This window comes from Paenibacillus sp. 3LSP (assembly GCF_032465655.1).
Lineage (GTDB): Bacteria > Bacillota > Bacilli > Paenibacillales > Paenibacillaceae > Fontibacillus > Fontibacillus barengoltzii.
Genome location: NZ_JAWDJI010000015.1, coordinates 1 through 21,852, shown reverse-complemented (window position 1 = coordinate 21,852; position 21,852 = coordinate 1). Strand labels below are relative to the sequence as shown.

The window sequence follows — 21,852 nt, the reverse complement described above, 5'->3', positions numbered from 1 at the left end:
GTTTGATGCGCCCTTTTTTCGTGACTCCGCGCTCAACAGGCACGGGAAATTTCCAATTCGATTAAATCAACAGCTTGACATCATACCGCTGGACTTATCATCTATCGTGGTTATTCTATTATATGAAAAATGCCCGTTTCTTCACAAATTTGATTTATCAATACATGGAATAGGGAAGCCATCCTGCAAGCATCTGGGTAACCATTAATGTATCGCGATCAATCAAGAAAGCTAGATGATAGAACTTATTCCATTCATTCCTGTGGTCATAGATATAATTTGCTTGGACAGCCTGAAATGTACCATCATCCTGGAGCATATAAAAATAGTCGGCTATCCCTTGTCCTGCATATCCCGTTGTACCGTAGGCTTCGAGTACGTCGAAGAGATTGCTGACGCCTAACTTGATCCCCAAGCTTGTGGTGATGGATTCATCCGTGCTTTCTACGTTCCATTGATCTACGGACCAATAATCCATTTTGTTCTCTTCATTAAAATGAACTGTTAGTAAGGGATAGATCTGTTTATTCATGATCCCGGATTCGCTAGTTTGCCCTAATGTTTTCTCAAGCTTTGTTCGTGTATCTCCTAGCCGTAATACGTCATCACCAATCTTAACCGTAAGCCCATCCGCCGGTAGATTAACCAAGCTAAAAGAAGGGAACGATTTCACTTCACTAGAATCTTCTGCGGAGAGTGCCTCTCTTGAAGAAAATTCAACTGGTCTCATTTCGAGCTTCATCATTCCGTTGACGGTTAAATGACGTAACAATTCAAGCGCTTCCGTTCTTGTCAGCTTGCGATCCTTATCGAACTGAGACAATGATGTCGGCTGTCCTGGAAGCCAACTGCGAGAAAGAGCATAGGCGAAGGCGTCCGACTCCTGGAAATTAAGCCCTTGTGCAGCAACAATGATTTGAATGGCTTGTCCTTGTGTAATTGGCGATTTTCTTGCACTCGGATCAATGACGCCTGCAGCCGGATATCGATACACTTTTGCCATCTGATATACTCCGTCCATCCAATCGTCGTTATAGGAAGCACTCGGCATCGCAAGGCCAAACCCCCGAAACATCATTTTCAAAAATTCAGCTTCACTTGCAAGCTGATCCGGCTTAACAGTTCCATCTGGAAAGCCATCAATAATATGCTGATTTGCTCCCCAACGAAATAATAGCTCCGCAGGGTGCTTGCGCAAGTCGGAAGGAGTAGTTTGAAATGGAGAAGAGTCGACCTCCAAGTCGAAGGTTGCGGGAGATTGACTGTGTACGGTTCCTTGACTAAGGAATGCTAAAATAACTAAAAAAACAGGAATTGAACAGATCTTTTTCATAACAACCTACCTTTCTGGAAATATCTTCTTTAACGTATATCGGAATCTAAAAGATAGGTCATTAGCGATAAAAAACGCGGGACGCTCCTTTATTAGGAAAGTCCCGCACGCACACATTATAATCTTCGTTTACATATACAAGCTCGCCAGCAAGATCCCCAAGCTCTCCTCGTAAATTTCGTCGAATTGGGATAACGGCAGCGGATTTACGCCGGTTCCGAGTTCGATCGTAAATCCGGGACGCCGGAATTCATAGATGAACCAATCCTTAAATCCGGCATAGCTTTCCACGTTCCGGACCGGCTTGTAGCCACTGACCCGGGCGAACTCGTTCACAATCGTCTCAGCATACGCCGGTTCGCGGTTTTCAAAGCCCCAATAGATCTCCTCCCCTTGGGTATGGAAGGCCAAGACATGATCAAAATCGCTCTGCCGAACCAGGTTGGCCATGGCGATCGCTTCAGGTTCGGTCAGCGGGGCGGTGCCTGGATAATCCCGTGGACCGCGCTCCACTGGGTTTCTGGCAACCTCACGTTCCCATAACGCCGGGAACTGATCGTTCAAATCTACGCCATTGATATTGGCCTTCCATCCCTGAAAATCGGTGTTGCCGCCGTTGTAGGACAGCACATTGCTGCGGTAAGGTTCCTCGGCAGGCAATCCATGGATCACCAGGTCTACGCCGTCCGGGTTCACCATCGGCACCATGGAGAGGGTGGCTCCTTCGTAATAAGGCCACATGTGCAGACCGCGAATGGTGCTGTTATTCGTTAGCGCAAGCAGATATTGGTTCAGGAATTTGATCAACACCGGCGTCGTGATCCATTCATTTGCATGAAAAGCTCCGTTAACATGCACTTGTTTGCTGCCTTTACCGATGCGTAGTTCGGGGATCGGTTTGTTCATGACCGAATTGCCGATATTCCGATAGGCGATAAACGGATAAATGTCCATCAACCGGTTTAAATCGTCCCGCAAGGCGGCGTAATCATAGGGTTTGCGGATGTCGACCACGAACCAGGTGACCCGCAGCGGAAGCTGCAGCCGTTGTCCGATCGTAAGGTGATTTGGATTCACCGACTGGTTCAGCAGCAGGATTACATCCAGAGAAACCCCGCGGTCCCTGGACAGCTTCCAGATGGAATCCCCGGCTTTCACCTGATACTCGCTGGTGACAAAACCAGGGATGTGGATGGTCTGGCCCACGCTAAGGCTCTCCGCTGGAATGCCTGGATTGGAATCGACGATCAATTGCAGCGGCAGTTGGAAAATTTGACTGTAGTACCATAACGTATCCCCCGAACGCACTTGTATACGCATAACATATCCCTCCTGCACAATTTTGCCTTATAACACCCTATGTAGGAGGAAGTGCGCTCCATGCAAAAAATGAAGGATTCCTGCTTCACAACCTGCGAGCTTTCCGGTAGAATTTAAAAGGCTATATTGTTAACCTTAAATACGAATTAAGGTTAACAATTAAAAATCAATCAAACATAGAAAGCTGGGATGAGGAATGAACCAACGCAAGACGGAAGGACAGAGCTGGGACACCTTCGCCAAAAAAGCTCTATGTGGTGAAGTTCTAACATTAGAAGAGGGGTTGTCTGTACTACATGCCAGCCAAGATCAATTGCTGCCGTTGATGGATGCGGCTTATCGAGTGAGACGGCATTACTATGGCAATAAAGTGAAGCTCAACATGATCATCAATGCCAAAAGCGGGCTTTGCCCCGAAGATTGCGGGTACTGCTCGCAATCCATGATCTCGACGGCCCCCATTTCAAAATATCCGCTGCTTAACAAGGAGACGTTGGTCGCTGGAGCGCGTGAAGCGTTGCAGCGCAAAGCGGGGACCTATTGCATCGTGGCATCAGGCAGAGGGCCTACCGATAAAGAACTTGAGCAGGTTGCGGAAGCAGTTGCTGAAATCCGCGCCACGATGCCGCTGAAAATTTGCGCTTGCCTCGGCATTCTCAGGGAGGAGCAGGCGGAGAAGCTCCGTGAAGCCGGAGTTCACCGCTACAACCACAATTTGAATACGAGCCGGGCGAACTATCCGTCGATCACTACCACTCATACCTACGATCAACGCGTGGCAACAGTGAAAACGGCACGAGCGCATGGTATGTCTCCATGTTCCGGCGTGATCATCGGCATGGGTGAATCCGATGAGGAAATCGTGGAGATGGCCTTGGCATTGCGCGAATTGGATGCCGATTCGATTCCGATCAACTTCCTGAATGCGATCCCGGGGACACCGCTCGAACGTTCGGAGCGGGTACCGGCGCTTAAAGCACTGAAGGTATTAGCGTTGTTCCGTTTCATTTGTCCAACGAAGGAAATCCGCGTGGCGGGCGGCCGCGAGATCAGTCTCCGTACGCTGCAACCGCTATCCTTGTATGCGGCCAATTCGATCTTTGTAGGCGACTACATGACGACGAAGGGGCAAGACGTAACTCTAGATCACCAAATGATTGAGGATCTGGGCTTCGAAATTGAAGAAACCGCGATTTAATAGAAAGATAGCGCCACGCTTTGTTATCCGGTAAACTGGATGAAGTAAGAATTCTAATAACGTGGTGATTTGCTTGTTTCAAATCATGTTAATCGAAGACGATCCATCCTTATTTCAGGAAATCCGCGAACGACTGCAGCAATGGTCTTATGGAGTACATGGCGTTCGGGATTTCGGCAATGTACTGGAGGAATTTACGGCAGTTCGTCCGGACCTGGTGATCATTGATATCCAGCTGCCCAAATTTGATGGGTTTCATTGGTGCCGACAAATCCGTGCCCGTTCCAACGTGCCGATCATTTTCTTATCTTCCCGCGACCATCCCGCCGATATGGTGATGTCTATGCAGCTAGGGGCGGATGATTTTGTTCAGAAGCCGTTCCATTTCGAAGTGCTGATCGCTAAAATCCAGGCGACGCTTCGCCGGGTCTACAATTATAATACCGAACGCGTTGAGCTGCGGACGTGGCGCGGAGCGACCATCGAATATGGGCGCAACACCGTCACGGCAGAGCAGGGGACGATCGAGTTAACGAAAAACGAGATGCTCATCCTCAAGCTGCTGGTGGAGCAGAAGAATCGCATTGTCAGCCGCGAGGAGCTGATCCGCAGTTTATGGGATAACGAGCATTTCGTCAGCGACAATACTTTGACGGTCAACGTAAATCGGCTGCGCAAGAAGCTGGAGAACCTCGGGCTGGACGCTTATATCGAGACAAAGGTAGGTCAAGGATATATGGCAACCGAAGAGGTTCAGGTGTTATGATCGGAAAATATTTGCGTGAGCGCCTCAGCTGGATCTTGCTCGTCTTCGGCCTGCAGCTCTTGCTCCTCTTCGTCGCCGCCATCGACCGGACGATTCCGTTTATGCCGATGCTGTATATCGTTTTCTTATCGATCTTGGGATTTGGGGCATTTCTACTGATTCGGTATCCGAAGGAAAGCCGGTTTTATCAAAGCCTGTCGAACTGGGACGACACCTATGATTTGAGCGTCATCTCTGAGCCGGAAACTCCGCTGGAGGGAATCGTTATGGACCGGATCAGCGAGCAAACGGACAAGTTCCGCATGGAGACATCGCAGCTTGTCGCCCAGCTGGAAGAGGAGAAGGATGAGCTGATGGCCTGGATTCATGAGGTGAAAACACCGCTCACCGCCATGCGCCTGATGATCGATCGAATGGGGAACGAGCCGCTCAAAGAGCAGCTGCATTTGGAATGGCTGCGCATCCATTTGCTGCTAGACCGTCAGCTGCACCAGAAGCGGATTCCGTTTATCGAGAACGATCTCTACATCGAACAAGTGAAGCTGGAGCCGCTGTTAGTTCAAGAGATCCGGGAACTACGAGCATGGTGCTTGCAAAAAGGCATCGGCTTTGACGTCCATCTGCCTGTTCAAGAAGTACTGACGGATGCAAAATGGCTGGCGTTTATCCTTCGGCAGCTGCTAACCAATGCGGTGAAATACAGCGAAGCCTCCGATATCTGCGTGGAATCAGGGATTTCACCGGAAGGACAGACCTGGCTATGCATCCGCGACAAAGGGCGGGGGATCGATGCCAAAGACCTGCCGCGCATCTTCGAGAAAGGATTTACCTCCACGCGAAATCATGAGGATCACGCGGCCACCGGTATGGGACTGTACTTGGTGAAAAAAGCGGCGGATTCCCTGTCGATCCGACTCCAGGTGGACTCGAAGCCCGGCGAAGGCACAGCGATGACGTTGGTCTTCCCAAGAAGTAATGCATACGTCCATATGCTGGGCATGTGACAACATTGTCACATGCCCATTTGTTTTGTTCGGGAAATCGCAGGAATTGTCCCTCCCGGGTAAGTTAAGATAAGGGCAAGACCAAAGGAGTGATTGATCATGGCAATACTCGAAGCCAGCAAAATCCATAAAAGCTATGGCAACAAATTTAATCGTCAAGAAGTGTTAAAGGGGATTGACCTGAACGTAGCGAAGGGCGAATTCGTCAGCATTATGGGAGCGTCCGGCTCGGGCAAGACGACCTTACTAAATGTGCTTTCTTCGATCGATAAGGTCAGTCTCGGCAGCATTAAAATTGAAGGCAAAGAGTTCACGGGGCTGAAGGAGAAGGAGTTGGCCGAATTCCGCAAATCCCATCTCGGCTTTATTTTTCAGGAATATAATCTGCTGGATACGTTAACTGTCAAGGAAAACGTGCTGCTGCCGCTTTCGATCAAAAAAGTCTCCCGCAAGGAGGCGGACCTGAAGTTTCAGGAGATCGCTACCGAGCTTGGCATTTACGAAATTAAAGACAAGTATCCCAACGAAATATCGGGGGGACAAAAGCAGCGGACTTCCGCCGCAAGGGCGTTTATCCACGATCCGAGCATTATTTTTGCCGATGAGCCAACGGGTGCACTTGATTCGAAATCCGCTTCCGATCTGCTGAATAAGCTAAGTGAACTCAATCGAAAAATCGCGGCGACGATTATTATGGTCACCCATGATCCGGTGGCCGCAAGCTACACCAACCGCGTCGTATTTATCAAGGATGGACAAATTTATTCCCAACTGAATAAAGGCGACGAGTCGCGGCAGTCGTTCTTCAACGACATCATCAAAGCGCAGGGCGTATTGGGCGGGGTGCAGGAATGAGTCTGACCCATCTGATCTATCGCAATCTCAAGAAAAATCTAAAAAACTACTACTTGTATGTGTTCGCATTAATGTTCAGCGTGGCGCTTTATTTCGCATTTGTCACCTTGCAATATGACCCGGCTCTAGATGAGATCAAGGGATCGGTAAAAGGGGCCGCCGGATTAAAAGCCGCATCGGTGCTGCTCATCGCAATGGTGACCATCTTTCTGCTGTATGCCAACACCATCTTTATTAAGCGGCGGAGTAAGGAGATTGGTCTCTTTCAATTAATCGGGTTAACGAAAGGGAAGATCTTTGGCATCCTTAGTAGTGAAAACCTCATTCTTTATTTCGGTTCGATGTTCATCGGCATCTTCGTTGGTTTTTCCTGCTCTCGGTTGCTGCTATTGATCTTGTTCCAGATCATCGGAGTGGATGCCGAGGCGAGCCTGCGATTCTCTGTGCAAGCGCTGGTGCAGACCGTTGAAGTTTTTGCGGCTATCTACCTGCTGATTATGCTGATGAACTACATGTTCATCAAACGGCAAAGCATCTTGTCGCTGTTCCGAGTGACCTCCACTACGGAAAATGTGAATCGCAAAATGCCTTTTTCCGAAGTGGTTATCGGCATTTTGGGTATCGGGCTCATTCTCTATGGGTACCGGATTTCGGCGGATTTGTTCAGCGGTGAGTATACGGAAATGCGAGAGCTCTTCCTCGCCATGATTCAGATTCTAGGTTCGGTGATCATCGGTACGTATCTGTTTTATAAAGGTTCGGTTAGTTTTATTTTCAATTTGGTTCGGAAGGCGAAAGGGGGATATCTCTCGTTAAATGAGGTGCTGTCCCTCTCCTCGATCATGTTCCGCATGAAATCTAACGCATTGCTGCTGACCATCATCACGACGGTGTCCGCTTTGGCCATCGGTTTGTTGTCGCTAAGCTACATTTCTTATTACTCAACGGAAAAAACCGCTCAGCAAACCGTACCCCATCATTTCACTCTGTTAGATTCCAAGGACGTGGACGCTTTCGAGCAGGCATTAAAGTCTGCCGGAATCGAGACGCGAGAGACTCAGCGCCAAGTGGTGATCGCCGAAGCTGACCTCTCCAACCTCATTGGATCTGCGCTAAGCGGGCAGAATAGCCAACTGACGACACTGGCTGTTGTGGATGAACAAGAGGTTGCTGGGATGGATTTGGGTCCCAAAGAAGCGCTGTTGGCTGGTTCAAGCAATTTGTTGGAGCAGTTCATGGGCTTGCGGTCCAAAGGGGATATGACGATAAAGGGGAACTCGCAGTCCATTCCAGTGACCGTGATCGATACGATGAAGGATGCGATTGTATCGATCCATTTTTCCTCGGGTTTGCCGTCGGTCATCCTTGATCATGCCGACTTCGAGCAACTGATGCAGGATATGAATCGGGAACTTCAGAGTTCCTACCGGGTCTATTATGGGATCGATATTGCGAATCCCGACTCGAAGCAACAAGCGGACCGGATCTATCACGAGTTGGGCTTCGACAAGAAACCAGGCGCGTTGTCGCAAATCAGAATCATTATGGAACAAAGAAGCAACATGGGGTTGATCATGTTTATCGTTGGTTTCCTGGGATTAACCTTCCTGATCACTTCAGGCTGTATCCTGTATTTCAAGCAAATGGGCGAAGGGGAAGAAGAGAAGCCAAGTTACACCATCTTACGCAAGCTGGGATTCACGCCGGGCAACCTGCTCCAGGGCACTCAATACAAGCAGTTGTTTAACTTTGGTATCCCGTTGGTTGTAGGTTTGTCGCATAGTTATTTTGCGGTTCGCTCCGGCTGGTTCTTGTTCGGGACGGAGCTATGGACCCCGATGATCTTGGTCATGCTGATTTATACCGCGCTGTATTCGATTTTTGGGCTGTTGTCGGTTCTTTACTATAAACGAGTTATCAAGGAATCGTTATAATACAGGGAGCACTTAAGCAAAAACAAGGCAGGAACTCCTCATTGGAGGATTCCCGCCTTGTTATATGTGGTTAAGGTTTCTTTGGAAGGCTGTAAGCTTCCCGAATCAGCGCAAAATAGGTATCGGCTAACACAACTTCAAATTCCGGTCCCAGCGCTTGTGTGATCGCGACAACGTCCGATGGTCTCATGCTCCAAGCGTTGACCCCTACGGAAACAAACATCGGCGAGTTCCCGTCCCAAGAAGCCTTCGCATCATTCAAAATGTTGATACCATCTCTGACCGTGGTCGTGCCTTTGAAATAAGAAACGGGTAAATTGCCGTTGACGATCTCTACGTAATTTTCGCTTCCGCCGCCAAGGAACAGGCCAGGGACTTTTAAATATTCCACATAGGCTTCGGCTTTAGACCCGGTGAGAGGAACGTCACGGGCGTCTTGACGGTTGATTACAAAAGGATACGACATGCCGGATTTCTTCAAATACGGGTAAGAATCCTTCATGAACTGGGCAAAACTCTCTTCCGGCCAAACCTGCGGACTGAAATAACCGGCTCCGGAAGGTCCGGCTACCAGCAGGTCATTCTCCGTAGCGGTGGACTGGTAATAGTCTAGGATTGCAGGGGCTGCATCAACGAGCAGTGGGCTGGCTGACCAGTTCATCGGCACTTGACCGCGGGCAGGATCCTCCCAAAGATTGCGCATATGATTTTGATCGTACTGCAGGTTATCTCCTTCACCAAACGTGAAGGTCACGTAGATTTTGTTGTTCAGCTTCGGTGTTACCGGCTTGATTGGCTTGACCGGCTTCGCTTTCGTCCCCGCCATGACCGTCATATTATGGAACCAGTCGGAAGGCAGGACATAAACGCCATAACTAGAGGTCAGGTCAACCCCGGCGATTTCGCCTTCAACGTCATTATCAAACCATCCCAAATACGGTGTTCCAGGCTCTACATCCGCTAAGATCTGTTCGAACAACGCTCTTTGTTCAGGTACTCCGCTGGAGAGCCAGAACACCATCGCTTTGTTGGCTACTGCATAATCGCGGAGGTAACCGAACGGCTCCTTCGTTTCCGAGGACAGCGGCTTCACATGGCTGGCAGAAACTTTAAATTGATTCCACATTTCGACGTTAACCGTTAAGTGCTGAGTCCCTGCCGGCGGAACAAATTCGTAGACAAAGTAGTTGCCGTTGTCGGCAAACCGGTGGTCTGCTCCCGGCAAAAACTTGGAGCCGTGACGGTCATACAAATACGGTTCTTCTTCCGGGGTACCGGTCTCAAAATGAACTATCTCCTGACCGTCTGCCAATACGCTGATCTCATGAACGGCAGGGCCCCAACCGTCCTGGGTGTATGCATCCTGGAACCGCAGGTAGACAGCCTCTCCGCCTAAGAACTCGGTCAAATCCAGTTCATACGTTCTCCGATTGCTGGCATCCCGAATTTGCTCCGGTTCGGTGAGCACCGTGCGGAACGAATCCCAGTTATCCGGAGGGAGCGGGATGGACGTATTCGGACTGAGACCTACCAGCATCCGCTTTGTCGTTTGACTCCATAAATGCTCGTACTGCCAAGTATAAGCCTCCATCCGATCTTCGAATTTCCCTTGCAAGTCCTCAACGACGCGCAAACGATAGGGGGCTGCAGCCAGTTCTTGGGCCAATTCTGGGCTCGCTACAATAGCGTCTTTCAAACCGGCGAGCGTCGTCGCTACATTAATTGAATCGGGCACGGCCGGGTCATAGATAATGATACCCTTAACCTCCTTGGCATACGCCTTGACAATGTCCAGCGGGTTTTCATGAATCTGATAAGGCACCTTGATATCGTTTAACCAAGGATCTTTCTCATTCTGCTGCACGTAAATTCGGGGTTCCTTGCGGTTAACGATCCCTTGAAGCGTTGTCAGCAGAAGCTCGATGTCCCCGGGCTTGTTGTACACTTGAGCTACATCCAAGCGCTTAACTTTGGCGAAGGTAGGGAGCTCCTGATTCTTCGGCCATACGATACCGCTCTTCTTGTTTAGATCCGCTGAAACCGAGCTGTCTGCGGAGGCTCCTAAAGGCAGGGTTAACGTACATACGACTGCTAAACCAAGCGTGATCCATTTGCGCAACATTATTTCGACACCTCTCTTCTTAGGATAAAATGCGAAGTGACTTGTCCCAATCAATCCTTCGATATACCACCTCCTGATCGATTTGGATGGGATTGGAAGGGCTTACAAGCTATATTTAATATATGTTATTGTATATTTCAATAGCTTCGACAAAACTTCATAAGGATCGATAAAACTTTGCATATTCAGCGATGAGTTGACTTCATTCTAATGCGTTATCCGTCATCCTAGAGTCAAATCTTCGTCATTCAAAACACCAATCATTAAATATAGCAAATATATCCTATGGATGAATCTCACCTGGATTGAAATCGCTTGGTTTGATCGAAATTGCATGAAAAATGGAGATACAGGAGACGCTATTTTAGCGAAAAGGGGGATATAAATATGCCAAATCAGGAGCATCAAAACATCGAAACGGATGGGGATCCGCGCACGATCTATGAAGATACGAGCCCGCACATCCGAACTGGCTTTCTGCCGGGGCAGTCGGATGTGACCTCCGCCGAGCCCGAAAACAGCAATTCGGAGCAAGATCAAACGCAGTCTTAATGGAAACAGGCCTTTCTCCAAAAGGAGAGGGCCTGTTTTGTTATGAGATCTGGGCGGGAGGGAACGGTATTCGCTTGTTCTATTCTCAAATGCTGGAAATATTGATATACTGGGGGTAATCTGGGCTACTAATTTATGGGCAGGTGAAATTATGAAACCGATTACAGTCTACGATATTGCCAAAGAAGCGAATGTATCCGTTGCTACCGTGTCACGCGTCCTGAACAATACCGCACCTGTGAAAAAGGAAACCCGGGAACGCATCAACGAACTCATTAACAAATACCAGTTTCAACCTAATGCGCTAGCACGAAGTTTGTCGAAGAAGGAAACGGGGATGATCGGCATTATTCTTCCGGATATTACAAATCCGTTTTTTCCCGAAGTGTTGTCCGGGTTTGATCTGGAAGCGCGTAAGCAAGGGTATACTTACTTTCTGTGCGACACGGTCTCAGCCAGCGTAGACAGCGAAGAGCAATATGTCCGCGAATCGCAATATTTAAATGCGCTCGCAGAGAAACAGGTGGACGGGATCGTCATGATGGGGGGACGGGTAGATTTGGCCAAACCTGACACGCAACTGGTTGAGGAGGTAGCTGAGATCGGCAAAAGGCTGCCGGTTCTGTTGGTCAACGGCCGACTTCCTAAATCTGGCCTGAATCGTGTGGCCGTGGATGAACGGCATGGCGCGGAATTGGCGGCTGAGCATTTGATTGAACTCGGGCATCGCGACATCGCGATTGTAGGCGGCTACCGTCAGATGTCCAACACCCAGCAGCGGACGAGCGCTTTCTTGAAGAAAATGGTGCAGTCGGGGCTCGAGGTGCGCAAAGAGTGGGTGATGCATGGTGGTTTTTCCGTCGACAGCGGCATGATGTTTATGAATCAATTGCTTCAGATGCCTAAGCGGCCGACGGCGATCTTCTGTCTGAACGACTTAGTTGCGATCGGCGTGTTAAAGGCGGCGGTTAAAGCAGGGTTGCGTGTCCCTGAAGACCTCTCGATTATCGGATATGATGATACACCGTTTGCCTCCTACAGCACTCCAGAACTGACGACCATTTCACTGCATGCTCATGAGCTCGGTCGAACGGCGGGGGAAGTCCTGCACCAGATGATTACGAAGTCCAAGGTGAACAAAACGACCTTGCTGAAGCCGGAACTGGTTATTCGCGAGTCTACTGCGGCTCTTAACTAGGGTTAGGAGCTTTGCACCCGCCTCCGAAAAAAAGGAATTGACAACTTAAATTAGGCTGGGCTAGAATAACTGCAAGAAAGCCCTTACATTTCATTCGCAGGTAATTCTTCCTTTTTTCACCCTCCACTAAATGCAACGAAACTTTACTTCTTTTATCAACTCCGAAGAGAAGCATCAATCCGAACAATTCTTGGCGTAACAACCGAATCTTTGCGTTTGATTCAATGTGAAACCCGTTTCACTCTAATTTAATCGCTTAAAATGTAACGGGTTTCATGAAATGGGATTCATTAAAATTTAATAATACAGACGCTAGGAGTGGTCGCTATGAGTACGCGTATCGAATCCGAATCCGTTGTAAGTCTATCTGGCCAAGCGGTTAACATCCGTGGGGAGAGCGTGATCCTGCTTTGTGCTTCACTCTTTTATTTCCGGATTCCCCCCGAGTTATGGCAAGAACGGCTCCAGCAGGTGAGAGAAGCCGGCTATAACTGCATCGACGTCTATTTTCCTTGGAATTTCCATGAGCTTCAGGAGGGGACCTGGGAGTTCACCGGGATGCGGGATGCAGATCGGTTTTTGCAACTAGCCAGTGAGGCGGGATTATGGGTGATCGCCCGCCCTGGACCGTATATTTGCTCTGAATGGGATGGCGGCAGCCTGCCTGCGTATTTGTACGCCAAAGAGCCGGCTCTACGAATCAGAGATAATGATCCAGCGTTCTTGCAGCATGTGGCTAGGTGGTATGCGCAGATATTACCGATCCTTCATCGTCATGAAGTGACGAACGGAGGCAGCGTTATTTTCGTTCAGCTTGAAAATGAACTCGACTTCTATGATTGCTCCGACCCGGCAGGTTATATGGCGGCACTGCGAGACATGGCTGCAACACATGGTTTAACCGTTCCGCTGATTGCTTGTGCCGGTCAAGGCGGCTTAGTGCAGGCATCCGGGTTAACGGAAGGCATTGTGCCGACCTGTAACTTCTATCCGAATGATCGGGATCCTGATTTCGAGCACAAGGTGTTGCATTATCGGGAGGTGCTTCACAGACTGGGTCTTCCGCTGCTCGTTACCGAAACGAACCGGAGCCATTACTTGCTGCGCAGACTGCTGTCCGCTGGAGCCAAGCTGTTAGGTCCTTATCTGCAGGCGTCGGGCACCAATTTCGGCTTCACCAATGCGACGAATAACTGGGGGAAGCCGCTGGCTTTCTTGACCTCGGATTATGATTTCGGAGGCATGATTTCGCCGGAAGGCCATCTCCGTGAAGAAGTGAAGGAGGCGAAGCTTCTCTCCAGGTTAATTCGTGCCTATGGCCGTGCGATTGCGGAATCTGAGCCGGATTCCGAGAGCAAATGGTCTGTTGCTGGCGAGAAGGAGGGGGTATTTGGTCCGTATGTGCTGCGTCTGAAAGGCGGCGGAGAGCTGATTTTTGTGACCAATGGTGAAGAGCGATCCAAGCAAATCAGCTTGCACCATGAGGATGCGAGCCAGGCTTCATCTACGGGGACATTGACCTTGGCTACTTCGAGATCCTTGGCGCTGCCAGCAATGGTGCCGCTATCGAACTGGGGAGTTCCAGGACATCTCGTATCCTCCACAGCAGAGCTTTATATGGCAGAACAGCAGAAGGACGGGGTGGTTCTCGCGTTTCACAAGGAGGGGGATAACGCGGAGATCATCCTATCCGTTGATGTTGCCAATAATCCAATGACTGAGGGGATGCAAGTCATCCATCGCGAGGGTCAGCTGATCTTGCAACTGTCTGGAGCCGAGACGGCGTTTTGTCGGTTTGAACTGAAGGAGGGGCAGCGTTGTACGGTCATTGTCACAAGCCGTCTCAATGCGCTTCGGACCGAAGCGATTCATCTGGATGGGAGCGTCACCTTAACCGAGGATCCACCGGTCTCGAATGAACCTGACCCTGCGCCAGCAGCACTCGATTGGCGGTTTGTGGCGAGGAAGGGCTGGAAGGCGCCAATCCAAGCTGCGACGGCACAGACGAAAGGGGCGAAGGCCGAATTCTTGGAACGGCTTGGCGTTTACCGTGGATACGCCTGGTATGAGGCCGAGACCAATTGGGATGCCGATAAGCACCAGATGCATGGATTTCTGGTGCGTCAGGCAAGTGATGTCGTTTCGCTGTATGCGGATGGGAAGTACCTCGGTACATTTACTCCCGGTGGAGCCAGCATGTTTGTCCCAGCAAGCGGACGAGAAGCGAAGAAGCTGCAAGCACGAGTGGAGATTTGGGGCCACAGCAACTTCGATGACCTCCGGCTCCCGGCACTGCGCTTGCCTTCCCTGAAAGGGTTCAAGGGGATCGCGACCATCACCGCTGTCCACAACATTACCTCGAATTGGCGCGTGCATCCGAAGGTCGACCGTTCGTGGCAAGGCACGCTCACACAGCCGGACGAAGCGCTATGGCCCGTCGTTAGTTTTGGAAGCTGGTTGTCTGCGGACTATCCGTCCCAAATGATCTTCCGCAGAACGTATATTCCCGGGGCTGGCGGAGATTCGTGGACGCTGCATTTTCAGAACTTTCAAGGGTATGCGCGGCTTTGGGTGAACGGTATTGATGTCGGCCTTATCCATCCGCTGGATCCATTTATCGATTTGAAGCCGTTTGTTACCCCGGGACAGGAACTGCTTCTAGAGGTCTATTTGGAACGAACGATGGGACATCACACCGGTCAAGTGTTGGTCTATGAAGGGCTTGAAGCTTCGGCGTATACGATCATGGCAGCGGAGGAAGCTGAGCTGAAGGCTGCAGCCGATCAAGAAATTGCTAACGCAACTCCGCTTGAATTACCGTTGACACTGACCTCCGGTGAAGCCGGATGGTTATTCGCTTCCGTTCCGAATTCTGCACAAGGCAAAGGTTGGAGGGTCCGTGCCGCAGGCTCGGGATTAAAGCTTACGGTGTTTATGGAGGAGCGGATCGTCGGCAGGCTGTGGCTGCCAGGAGGGGAAGGAAGGCCGATGATGACCGGCGGCAGCGCGGACTCCTTTTATTTGCCGGGTCCATGGTTTCAGGCAGGCCAAGCGCAGCTGTCAATTTTTCTCGAAGCCGTGGATGAACAGGATGCAGGCAGCTTAGAGAAGCTGGAGTTTATTTCCGTATAGAAAGGGGGGGAGGCCTATGGAAATCCCGACACCAACAGAGGTTCGCCAGCGGCCGCAGCTTTATCGGATGCGTCAACAAGGATGGTTCAAACGGTTATGGAGCAATAAAACGCTGCTTCTGATGTGTCTGCCGGCGATCATCTTCTTTATCATTTTCGCGTATTTGCCGATGCCCGGCTTGTATCTGGCTTTTATCAAGTACAACTATACAGATGGGATATTTAAGAGTCCGTTCGTGGGGTTCGATAACTTCAGATTTCTTGTAATGACGGGGGATTTGTGGCGGCTGACGTTTAACACGGTGGTTTATAACTTGGCCTTCATCCTGCTAGGGAACGTCTTGCAGATTACCGTTGCGGTGTTCCTGAACGAACTTCGTCTCAAATGGTTTAAAAAGCTAACTCAAACCTTGATGTTCCTGCCGCACTTTATTTCGGCGGTTCTGATTGGTCTGATCGCTTATAACGTGCTGAGCTACGACTATGGTCTGCTCAACAGCATTTTGACATCGCTGGGATTTGATCCGGTAAAGACGTATTCGAACGCAACGATCTGGCCGTTTATTATCGTGCTGACCTACTTATGGCAATCGACAGGGTATGGATCGATCGTCTATTTTGCAGCCATTATGGGGCTGGATAACGAAATTGTCGAAGCAGCGGAAATCGATGGGGCCGGCGCCTTCCAGCGCATCCGATATATTGTGCTTCCTTGGCTGAAGCCCACCTTTATCATTCTGCTCCTGTTTTCGCTGGGCGGCATCCTGCGCGGGAACTTCGGCTTATTCTTCAACCTGGTGGGAGCCAACAACACCGCGTTGTACGCGACGACCGATATCATCGAAACGTATGTGTTCCGCGCTCTTATGACCAACTTCAACTTCTCGATCGGGAGCGCCGTCAGCCTCTATCAATCCGTGTTTGGATTTGTGGTGGTGATTACCGCCAACTGGCTGGTCAAGAAGGTTTCGCCCGACAACTCACTCTTCTAGGAGGTGCAAGGCATGGATGACGTTCATGAAACGCGAAGTATCCGCACCGATCTCGGCGGTATCATCGTCAAAATCGTCGGCTACTTGTTTATCGGCTTCTTCGCCTTATGTTGTTTGCTGCCCTTCCTGCTGGTCCTTGGCACATCCTTTACGTCGGAAGCGGCGATCAAACGGTTTGGTTTCAATTTCTGGCCCCGGGAATTCAGCACCTTCGCATACAAAATCGTCTTCGAAAATCCGGATCTCATCATCGGCTCATATCTTGTCACCATCGGTATCACGATCTGCGGTACCGCGTTGGGGTTATTCTTGGTGGCGATGACGGGGTATGCACTGCAACGGCCCGATTTTGCTTACCGGAACCGCATCTCTTTCTTTATCTACTTTACGACCCTGTTCAGCGGCGGACTGGTTCCGTTTTACTTACTAGTGACACAGTATTTGGGCCTGAAGGATAACTACTTGGCTGTCTTGCTGCCTGGTCTGCTTAGTCCATTCTTAATCATCATGATGAAAAGCTTTGTTCGTTCCATACCTCATGCGATCACGGAATCAGCCAAAATCGATGGGGCGGGGGATTTCACCATCTTTATCCGCCTGATCTTACCGATGACAACGCCCGCTTTGGCCACAATCGGCTTGTTTATCGCCTTGGGGTATTGGAATGAATGGTATAACTCCATGTTGTTCTTATCCCCGGACATGAAGTACCGCCCGTTGCAGCTGTTCCTATATAACGTGATCACCAGTGCGGACTTCATCCGAAATTCAGCCGCTGCGTCGAACGTGGAACTGCGTGATGTGCCGCTTGAATCGATGAAGATGGCGACGGCGATCGTGGCGACGGGGCCGGTGATATTATTTTATCCGTTTGTGCAGCGCTATTTTATCAAAGGCATCACCGTTGGCGCTGTCAAAGGCTAAGGCTTCACAATTTCAAATAGATGAGGGAGGTTGTGTGAATGGTTCGATGGAAGAAAGCGTCAATTTGGGTCATGGTAAGCCTGCTGGTATTGCTGTTGGCGTCCTGCGGCGGCTCTAACAACAATAAAGGAGCGGGCAGCGATGCGCCAAACAATGGGGGCAATGCGGCGAATACTGGTCAAGAGACGGATACGGGAATCGACACGTCCAAGTTCGTGAAGATCAGTTACCTCGTTTTGGGGGATAAGCCTAAGAACGGGCAGTTCGAAAAGGTGCTTGCCGAAGTCAACAAAATCATGAAGGAAAAAATCAACGCCGAGCTGGAATGGAAATGGATCGAATGGGCGGATTGGCAGACCAAGTACAATCTCGCGTTAGCCTCCGGGGAACCGATTGATCTGATTACGATCGGTACGGACTGGTTGGACACCTGGGGCAATGCGCAGCGCGGCGCCTTCATGAACCTGGATGAACTCCTGCCGAAATACGCGCCGGAAACGTGGAATTCCATCCCGGCAGAGGATTGGGAAGAAAGTAAATATGACGGCAAAATCGTTCTGATTCCTGAAAACGATTACACGCAGTGGGTTAACCACGGTTTCTTCTACCGCGGCGATTGGGCGAAGGAGGCTGGGATTACCGAGCCGATTAAGGATTGGGAAGGCATTGAGAAGTACTTGCAGTACATTAAAGACAACAAACCGGATGTGATTCCGTGGGACGCAGCGTCAGGCACGCAAACCTGGGGGGGATTTATCCAATCGTATACGGATGAACTGGAGCTTCCGATCTCGACGGGCTTCATGCCGGTATTTACGACCAAATCCTATGAAGAGCGCTTTACTGCTGTAAGTCCCATCTTTGAGGACGTATTCTTGGATTACGCCACGATGATGAAACGATGGGCGGATCAAGGCTTCTGGCGTGAAGACGCCCTAAATAACAAAAATAACAACCGCGATGCGTTGAAAGCCGGCTTGTCTGGGCTGGATCAACACCATACACAGACGTTCTCTGGACTTCGCGTCGAAATGGATAAAGCACAGCCGGGTTCAGAGTTGCAGATGTTCCCCTTCTCCCGGACACGCGGCACAAACCTGATGGAGCTGTCGATTACCCATGGCGGCACCTCCGTAGGCGCGCACAGCAAAAACCCGGAACGCGCGCTGATGGCCTATGATCTGATTCGCAATAATGAAGAGATTTATCATCTGATCAACTATGGAATTGAAGGCGTGCAATACGTCATCAAGGATGGCAAACGGGCGCGTCCTGAAGGTTATGATGACGCAAGAGACGGATTTTATTCCGATTTCTGGGGCGGCCGCGTCGACAAGTTTGAAATTCCAAGCGAAACGACGTGGGATCAAATCGAAGAGACGTTGTATGCGGAATACGATAAGATCAAGAAGCCATATGTGTACGGTCGCTTCGTATTTGATAAAACACCAGTAGAAGCCGAACTAACCGCAATCTCGCAGGTAACCGGGGAGCTTGGGCCGGCCATCGTGATGGGGAAAGCAGGAGACCCCGCGAAGGCGGTTGAAGAGTTCCGCAACAAGCTGAAGCAGGCCGGATACGATAAAGTGCTGGCCGAGCTGCAAAAGCAGTTGGACGCTTATAAAGCTCAGATCGGTGAATAATTGTTAGAAGAAAAAAACAGAACAGACCCGCAAAATCGCGGGTCTGTTTTTTGTGCTGCAAATAACAACTTCATTTTTTGAGCAGATTAATATGATCGAGGTCTGTACTGCTGTTAAATATAAATTCCAGCTTGTAATCGCCGCGGATATAAGTCAGCTTGGTTTGTTCCAGGTTCCCGTTGTGGATCGTACTGCTCGCGTCGGGGGTAAACCAGTTTTGCTTTAACATTTTTATGGTGATGCCACCGATATTCGTTTGACGTTCCACGTTGGTACCGAAATAGCGCATTTCCTGAAGCGTCCCATGTGAATAGGAAAAAGCGTATCCCGGATTGCCCATGTTCGCGCTGTACAAGTCAAAAGCCAAGTTTCCTTTGCCCTCGATGGAAGGCTCACCGAACAGTCTAATGACGTCCTTCTTGCTGCTTTTGCCCACTGTCAAGCCGGCAACAGCCCCGGGGAACTGACCTGTTAATGCGGGTTTATAGAAGCTGTTTAAGGTTTCCAAGGCATGAGCGGATTCTTCCTGTTGAATCTGAGCTGCCTTGAGTAGCGTTGGCTGTGCGTCGACAACACTGCTGGAGGTCGCCCAAGTGGCAGCACCCAAGATTCCTACGGCAAGAAGCGCGAGGACGACTTTAGGTTGGATGATTTTATGGTACATTAGAGAACTCCTTCCGGTCCAATGAAGTATGACGAGGTATATCGTTCATCCACATTCCATATCATAGGACAAACTGCGAGTGAACAAGTGTCGATATCGTTAAATAGAGATTGCAATTTCGCAAGAAAATGGATTTACATTTTTCAAAATGAGGCATATACTAAAACTATAAAGTTGCACACAGGAAACTTTAATGGATATAGACAACTTTAGTAGACGCAAGCGCAAGGGAGGGATTCACATGATGGAACAAAGTATTGCGCAACAAACGACTCCAGTCACCTCGAAAGGATTGGATCATCAAACGTCCGCACATGCCGCACTAGACGGCAGAACGAAAGGGATGAAACGGCTTCTTCCGTTTCTTGGACCTGCGTTTATCGCTGCGGTTGCTTATATCGATCCCGGTAACTTTGCTACGAACATCACCGCAGGATCGAAGTACGGCTATCTGTTGTTATGGGTGATTTTCGCTTCGAATTTGATGGCGGTGCTGATTCAGTCGTTATCAGCGAAACTTGGGATTGCCACGGGCAAGAACCTGCCCGAAGTTGCTCACGATCGATTTCCGAAGGGGGTATCGATCTTTCTGTGGATTCAAAGTGAGTTGGTCATTATCGCTACGGATCTGGCAGAATTTATTGGGGCGGCGTTAGGGCTTTATCTCTTGTTTGGTATTCCGATGCTGCCGGCGGCCGTGATCACCGCGATTGGCTCTTTCGCCATCCTCGAGCTGCAGCGTCGGGGATATCGTGCACTGGAAGCGGGTATCGCTGCCATGGTGTTGATCGTTGTTTTGGCCTTTGCCTTTCAAGTGATTGCGGCGAATCCGGATTATGCAGCCGTTGGAGCAGGCATGGTAACTCCCCGCTTTGATGGGGTGGACAGCGTTCTGCTGGCTGCAGGGATCTTAGGGGCAACCGTGATGCCTCATGCGATTTATTTGCACTCCTCGTTAACCCAAAATCGGATTGTGGGACGTAATGAGGCAGAGAAGAAGAAGATTTTCAAGCTGGAATTCATTGATATCGTCTTGGCGATGTTGATTGCCGGGGCCGTGAATATGGCGATGGTTGTGGTTTCTGCAGGGCTGCTCTTCAAAAACGGTCTTATCGTTGAAGATTTGGATGTCGCTTTCCATCAATTTGGCACAATCGCCGGACCGGTTACTGCCATTTCCTTCGGGCTGGGGCTGCTGATCGCAGGCCTGTCCAGTTCTTCGGTGGGGACGATGGCTGGGGATGTGGTGATGCAAGGGTTCATTAACAAACGCATTAACCTGTATGTACGGCGGGCGATTACAACCATTCCTCCGCTGGCAATTATTATATCTGGCGTGAACCCAACGAATGCTCTGGTGATGAGTCAGGTGGTATTGTCGTTTGGGATTGCATTTGCACTCATTCCTTTGATCTTGTTCACCTCCAACCGCAAAATTATGGGCTCCCTGGTGAATCATCGGGTGACCACCACGCTGGGATGGATGATCTCCGCTTTGGTCGTAAGCCTGAACCTGTTCCTGGTTGCTCAGATGCTGTTGTAAAGGGGTAGCCGCAAGGACTTCGATTTCCACGTTGAGGCGGGGATAGAGGTCCTTTTCTTGTTTCACAGGGACAAGCTAGAAAAAAACAAAAGCGAAAGAGTACCGACTGCGTGTGTGGTCTCTTTCGCCGTCTGCGTTAGAAGCACGTGAACGAGCGAATCCGATTTAAATCGATGCCGAAGTATCCCCAGAAGAACCCAAACCACCGGAATCCGGCAATCGAATTCCGTCCGACGAATACCGGGAAGAACCAGAATTGCTCCCCATTGTTCAGCCAGACATAGGTATTACGGAACAAGCAGCGTCTGATCCCGCCGGGATCGATAGCAAACGTGCCGACTTGCATTTGTGGGACAAATTGTGGTGGTGGAGAGGTTGGCGGTTGAATACCTCCAGGTGCTCCTCCCGGAGTACCGGGGAATCCTCCCGGACCTCCTCCTGGAAATCCCCCTGGAAACCCCGGCCCGCTAGGTCCCCCCGGTATTCCTGGAATCCCTCCGCCAGGTCCCGGCACTGGAAAAAATCCCATATGTGATCGCTCCCTTCAATGTATAGGCATAATCATCATATGCAAATGCGGAGAAGGCGGCTGGGCGAATGCCGAGGAAAGGAATTAAACCTGAATTTCGAAAGCCCATAAAGGCGGTCAGTTTGTAGCAGAACGAGTCGGTAA

The 21,852-nt window shown here is 50.0% G+C and carries 18 protein-coding genes; 12 read left to right on the top strand and 6 right to left on the bottom strand.

All coding sequences use genetic code 11. The features are described 5' to 3' along the window. Nucleotides 1–157: 157 nt before the first annotated feature. Together RW092_RS01025 and RW092_RS01020 are read right to left on the bottom strand one after the other, a co-directional pair. On the bottom strand, nucleotides 158–1,333 hold the full coding sequence (locus RW092_RS01025) for a hypothetical protein (RefSeq protein WP_009223290.1): 1,176 nt from the start codon (nucleotides 1,331–1,333) through the stop codon (nucleotides 158–160). Between the two features lie 129 nt (nucleotides 1,334–1,462). Beyond that, on the bottom strand, nucleotides 1,463–2,653 hold the full coding sequence (locus RW092_RS01020) for a M14 family metallopeptidase (protein WP_028537665.1): 1,191 nt from the start codon (nucleotides 2,651–2,653) through the stop codon (nucleotides 1,463–1,465). 196 nt (nucleotides 2,654–2,849) lie between these two features. Here RW092_RS01020 and bioB point away from each other — a divergent pair, with 196 nt between their 5' ends. The 5 genes from bioB (at nucleotide 2,850) to RW092_RS00995 (ending at nucleotide 8,410) form a co-directional block, all read left to right on the top strand. Continuing rightward, nucleotides 2,850–3,851, top strand: a complete 1,002-nt coding sequence (gene bioB / locus RW092_RS01015) for a biotin synthase BioB (RefSeq protein ID WP_316009270.1) — start codon at nucleotides 2,850–2,852, stop codon at nucleotides 3,849–3,851. 73 nt (nucleotides 3,852–3,924) lie between these two features. Further along, nucleotides 3,925–4,617 (top strand): response regulator transcription factor, encoded by a 693-nt coding sequence (locus RW092_RS01010; protein WP_316009269.1) that lies wholly within the window; start codon nucleotides 3,925–3,927, stop codon nucleotides 4,615–4,617. After that, nucleotides 4,614–5,621 (top strand): sensor histidine kinase, encoded by a 1,008-nt coding sequence (locus RW092_RS01005; protein WP_316009268.1) that lies wholly within the window; start codon nucleotides 4,614–4,616, stop codon nucleotides 5,619–5,621. The genes RW092_RS01010 and RW092_RS01005 overlap by 4 nt, the downstream gene beginning before the upstream one ends. 99 nt (nucleotides 5,622–5,720) lie before the next feature. Further along, on the top strand, nucleotides 5,721–6,476 hold the full coding sequence (locus RW092_RS01000) for an ABC transporter ATP-binding protein (protein ID WP_316009267.1): 756 nt from the start codon (nucleotides 5,721–5,723) through the stop codon (nucleotides 6,474–6,476). Next, nucleotides 6,473–8,410, top strand: a complete 1,938-nt coding sequence (locus RW092_RS00995) for an ABC transporter permease (protein WP_316009266.1) — start codon at nucleotides 6,473–6,475, stop codon at nucleotides 8,408–8,410. Before RW092_RS01000 ends, RW092_RS00995 begins: the two co-directional genes overlap by 4 nt. Before the next feature lie 70 nt (nucleotides 8,411–8,480). On the opposite strand, the gene RW092_RS00990 is transcribed toward RW092_RS00995, so the two are convergent. Beyond that, nucleotides 8,481–10,532, bottom strand: coding sequence for a GxGYxYP domain-containing protein (locus RW092_RS00990; RefSeq protein ID WP_316009265.1), 2,052 nt, complete (start codon nucleotides 10,530–10,532; stop codon nucleotides 8,481–8,483). 387 nt (nucleotides 10,533–10,919) lie between these two features. Between RW092_RS00990 and RW092_RS00985 the strand changes: the two genes are divergently transcribed. The 6 genes from RW092_RS00985 to RW092_RS00960 all read left to right on the top strand — a co-directional run bounded on the left by RW092_RS00985 (nucleotide 10,920) and on the right by RW092_RS00960 (nucleotide 18,972). Next, nucleotides 10,920–11,084, top strand: a complete 165-nt coding sequence (locus RW092_RS00985) for a hypothetical protein (protein ID WP_157268743.1) — start codon at nucleotides 10,920–10,922, stop codon at nucleotides 11,082–11,084. Nucleotides 11,085–11,235: 151 nt separating this feature from the next. Beyond that, a complete protein-coding gene (locus tag RW092_RS00980) occupies nucleotides 11,236–12,282 on the top strand; it encodes a LacI family DNA-binding transcriptional regulator (RefSeq protein ID WP_016312169.1) in 1,047 nt (348 codons plus the stop codon). A 327-nt stretch (nucleotides 12,283–12,609) separates the two neighbouring features. Continuing rightward, a complete protein-coding gene (locus RW092_RS00975) occupies nucleotides 12,610–15,414 on the top strand; it encodes a beta-galactosidase (RefSeq protein WP_316009264.1) in 2,805 nt (934 codons plus the stop codon). A gap of 67 nt (nucleotides 15,415–15,481) precedes the next feature. Continuing rightward, nucleotides 15,482–16,405, top strand: coding sequence for an ABC transporter permease (locus RW092_RS00970; RefSeq protein WP_036624835.1), 924 nt, complete (start codon nucleotides 15,482–15,484; stop codon nucleotides 16,403–16,405). A gap of 12 nt (nucleotides 16,406–16,417) precedes the next feature. Further along, on the top strand, nucleotides 16,418–17,329 hold the full coding sequence (locus RW092_RS00965) for a carbohydrate ABC transporter permease (protein ID WP_016312166.1): 912 nt from the start codon (nucleotides 16,418–16,420) through the stop codon (nucleotides 17,327–17,329). Nucleotides 17,330–17,367: 38 nt separating this feature from the next. Next, a complete protein-coding gene (locus RW092_RS00960) occupies nucleotides 17,368–18,972 on the top strand; it encodes a DUF3502 domain-containing protein (protein WP_316009263.1) in 1,605 nt (534 codons plus the stop codon). Nucleotides 18,973–19,042: 70 nt separating this feature from the next. Here RW092_RS00960 and RW092_RS00955 read toward each other — a convergent pair whose 3' ends face one another. Continuing rightward, complete coding sequence (locus RW092_RS00955) at nucleotides 19,043–19,636, bottom strand: YjgB family protein (protein ID WP_028537657.1); 594 nt, start codon at nucleotides 19,634–19,636, stop codon at nucleotides 19,043–19,045. 241 nt (nucleotides 19,637–19,877) lie between these two features. Here RW092_RS00955 and RW092_RS00950 point away from each other — a divergent pair, with 241 nt between their 5' ends. After that, complete coding sequence (locus RW092_RS00950; RefSeq protein WP_016312163.1) at nucleotides 19,878–21,179, top strand: Nramp family divalent metal transporter; 1,302 nt, start codon at nucleotides 19,878–19,880, stop codon at nucleotides 21,177–21,179. Between the two features lie 136 nt (nucleotides 21,180–21,315). Here the strand turns inward: RW092_RS00950 and RW092_RS00945 are convergent, their stop codons facing one another. Both RW092_RS00945 and RW092_RS00940 read right to left on the bottom strand, forming a co-directional pair. After that, nucleotides 21,316–21,525: a hypothetical protein gene (locus tag RW092_RS00945; RefSeq protein WP_009223305.1), complete on the bottom strand. Its 210-nt coding sequence runs from the start codon at nucleotides 21,523–21,525 to the stop codon at nucleotides 21,316–21,318. Nucleotides 21,526–21,646: 121 nt separating this feature from the next. Then, nucleotides 21,647–21,852: hypothetical protein (locus RW092_RS00940; protein WP_316009262.1), on the bottom strand; the 206-nt coding region annotated here is incomplete at its 5' end.

Excerpts from the sequence above, each read along its gene's own strand:
- RW092_RS01025 (WP_009223290.1), bottom strand. The coding sequence starts at position 1,333 with ATGAAAAAGATCTGTTCAATTCCTGTTTTTTTAGTTATTTTAGCATTC.
- RW092_RS01020 (WP_028537665.1), bottom strand. The coding sequence starts at position 2,653 with ATGCGTATACAAGTGCGTTCGGGGGATACGTTATGGTACTACAGTCAA.
- bioB (WP_316009270.1), top strand. The coding sequence starts at position 2,850 with ATGAACCAACGCAAGACGGAAGGACAGAGCTGGGACACCTTCGCCAAA.
- RW092_RS01005 (WP_316009268.1), top strand. The coding sequence starts at position 4,614 with ATGATCGGAAAATATTTGCGTGAGCGCCTCAGCTGGATCTTGCTCGTC.
- RW092_RS01000 (WP_316009267.1), top strand. The coding sequence starts at position 5,721 with ATGGCAATACTCGAAGCCAGCAAAATCCATAAAAGCTATGGCAACAAA.
- RW092_RS00995 (WP_316009266.1), top strand. The coding sequence starts at position 6,473 with ATGAGTCTGACCCATCTGATCTATCGCAATCTCAAGAAAAATCTAAAA.
- RW092_RS00990 (WP_316009265.1), bottom strand. The coding sequence starts at position 10,532 with ATGTTGCGCAAATGGATCACGCTTGGTTTAGCAGTCGTATGTACGTTA.
- RW092_RS00985 (WP_157268743.1), top strand. The coding sequence starts at position 10,920 with ATGCCAAATCAGGAGCATCAAAACATCGAAACGGATGGGGATCCGCGC.
- RW092_RS00980 (WP_016312169.1), top strand. The coding sequence starts at position 11,236 with ATGAAACCGATTACAGTCTACGATATTGCCAAAGAAGCGAATGTATCC.
- RW092_RS00975 (WP_316009264.1), top strand. The coding sequence starts at position 12,610 with ATGAGTACGCGTATCGAATCCGAATCCGTTGTAAGTCTATCTGGCCAA.
- RW092_RS00970 (WP_036624835.1), top strand. The coding sequence starts at position 15,482 with ATGCGTCAACAAGGATGGTTCAAACGGTTATGGAGCAATAAAACGCTG.
- RW092_RS00965 (WP_016312166.1), top strand. The coding sequence starts at position 16,418 with ATGGATGACGTTCATGAAACGCGAAGTATCCGCACCGATCTCGGCGGT.
- RW092_RS00960 (WP_316009263.1), top strand. The coding sequence starts at position 17,368 with ATGGTTCGATGGAAGAAAGCGTCAATTTGGGTCATGGTAAGCCTGCTG.
- RW092_RS00955 (WP_028537657.1), bottom strand. The coding sequence starts at position 19,636 with ATGTACCATAAAATCATCCAACCTAAAGTCGTCCTCGCGCTTCTTGCC.
- RW092_RS00950 (WP_016312163.1), top strand. The coding sequence starts at position 19,878 with ATGATGGAACAAAGTATTGCGCAACAAACGACTCCAGTCACCTCGAAA.
- RW092_RS00945 (WP_009223305.1), bottom strand. The coding sequence starts at position 21,525 with ATGCAAGTCGGCACGTTTGCTATCGATCCCGGCGGGATCAGACGCTGC.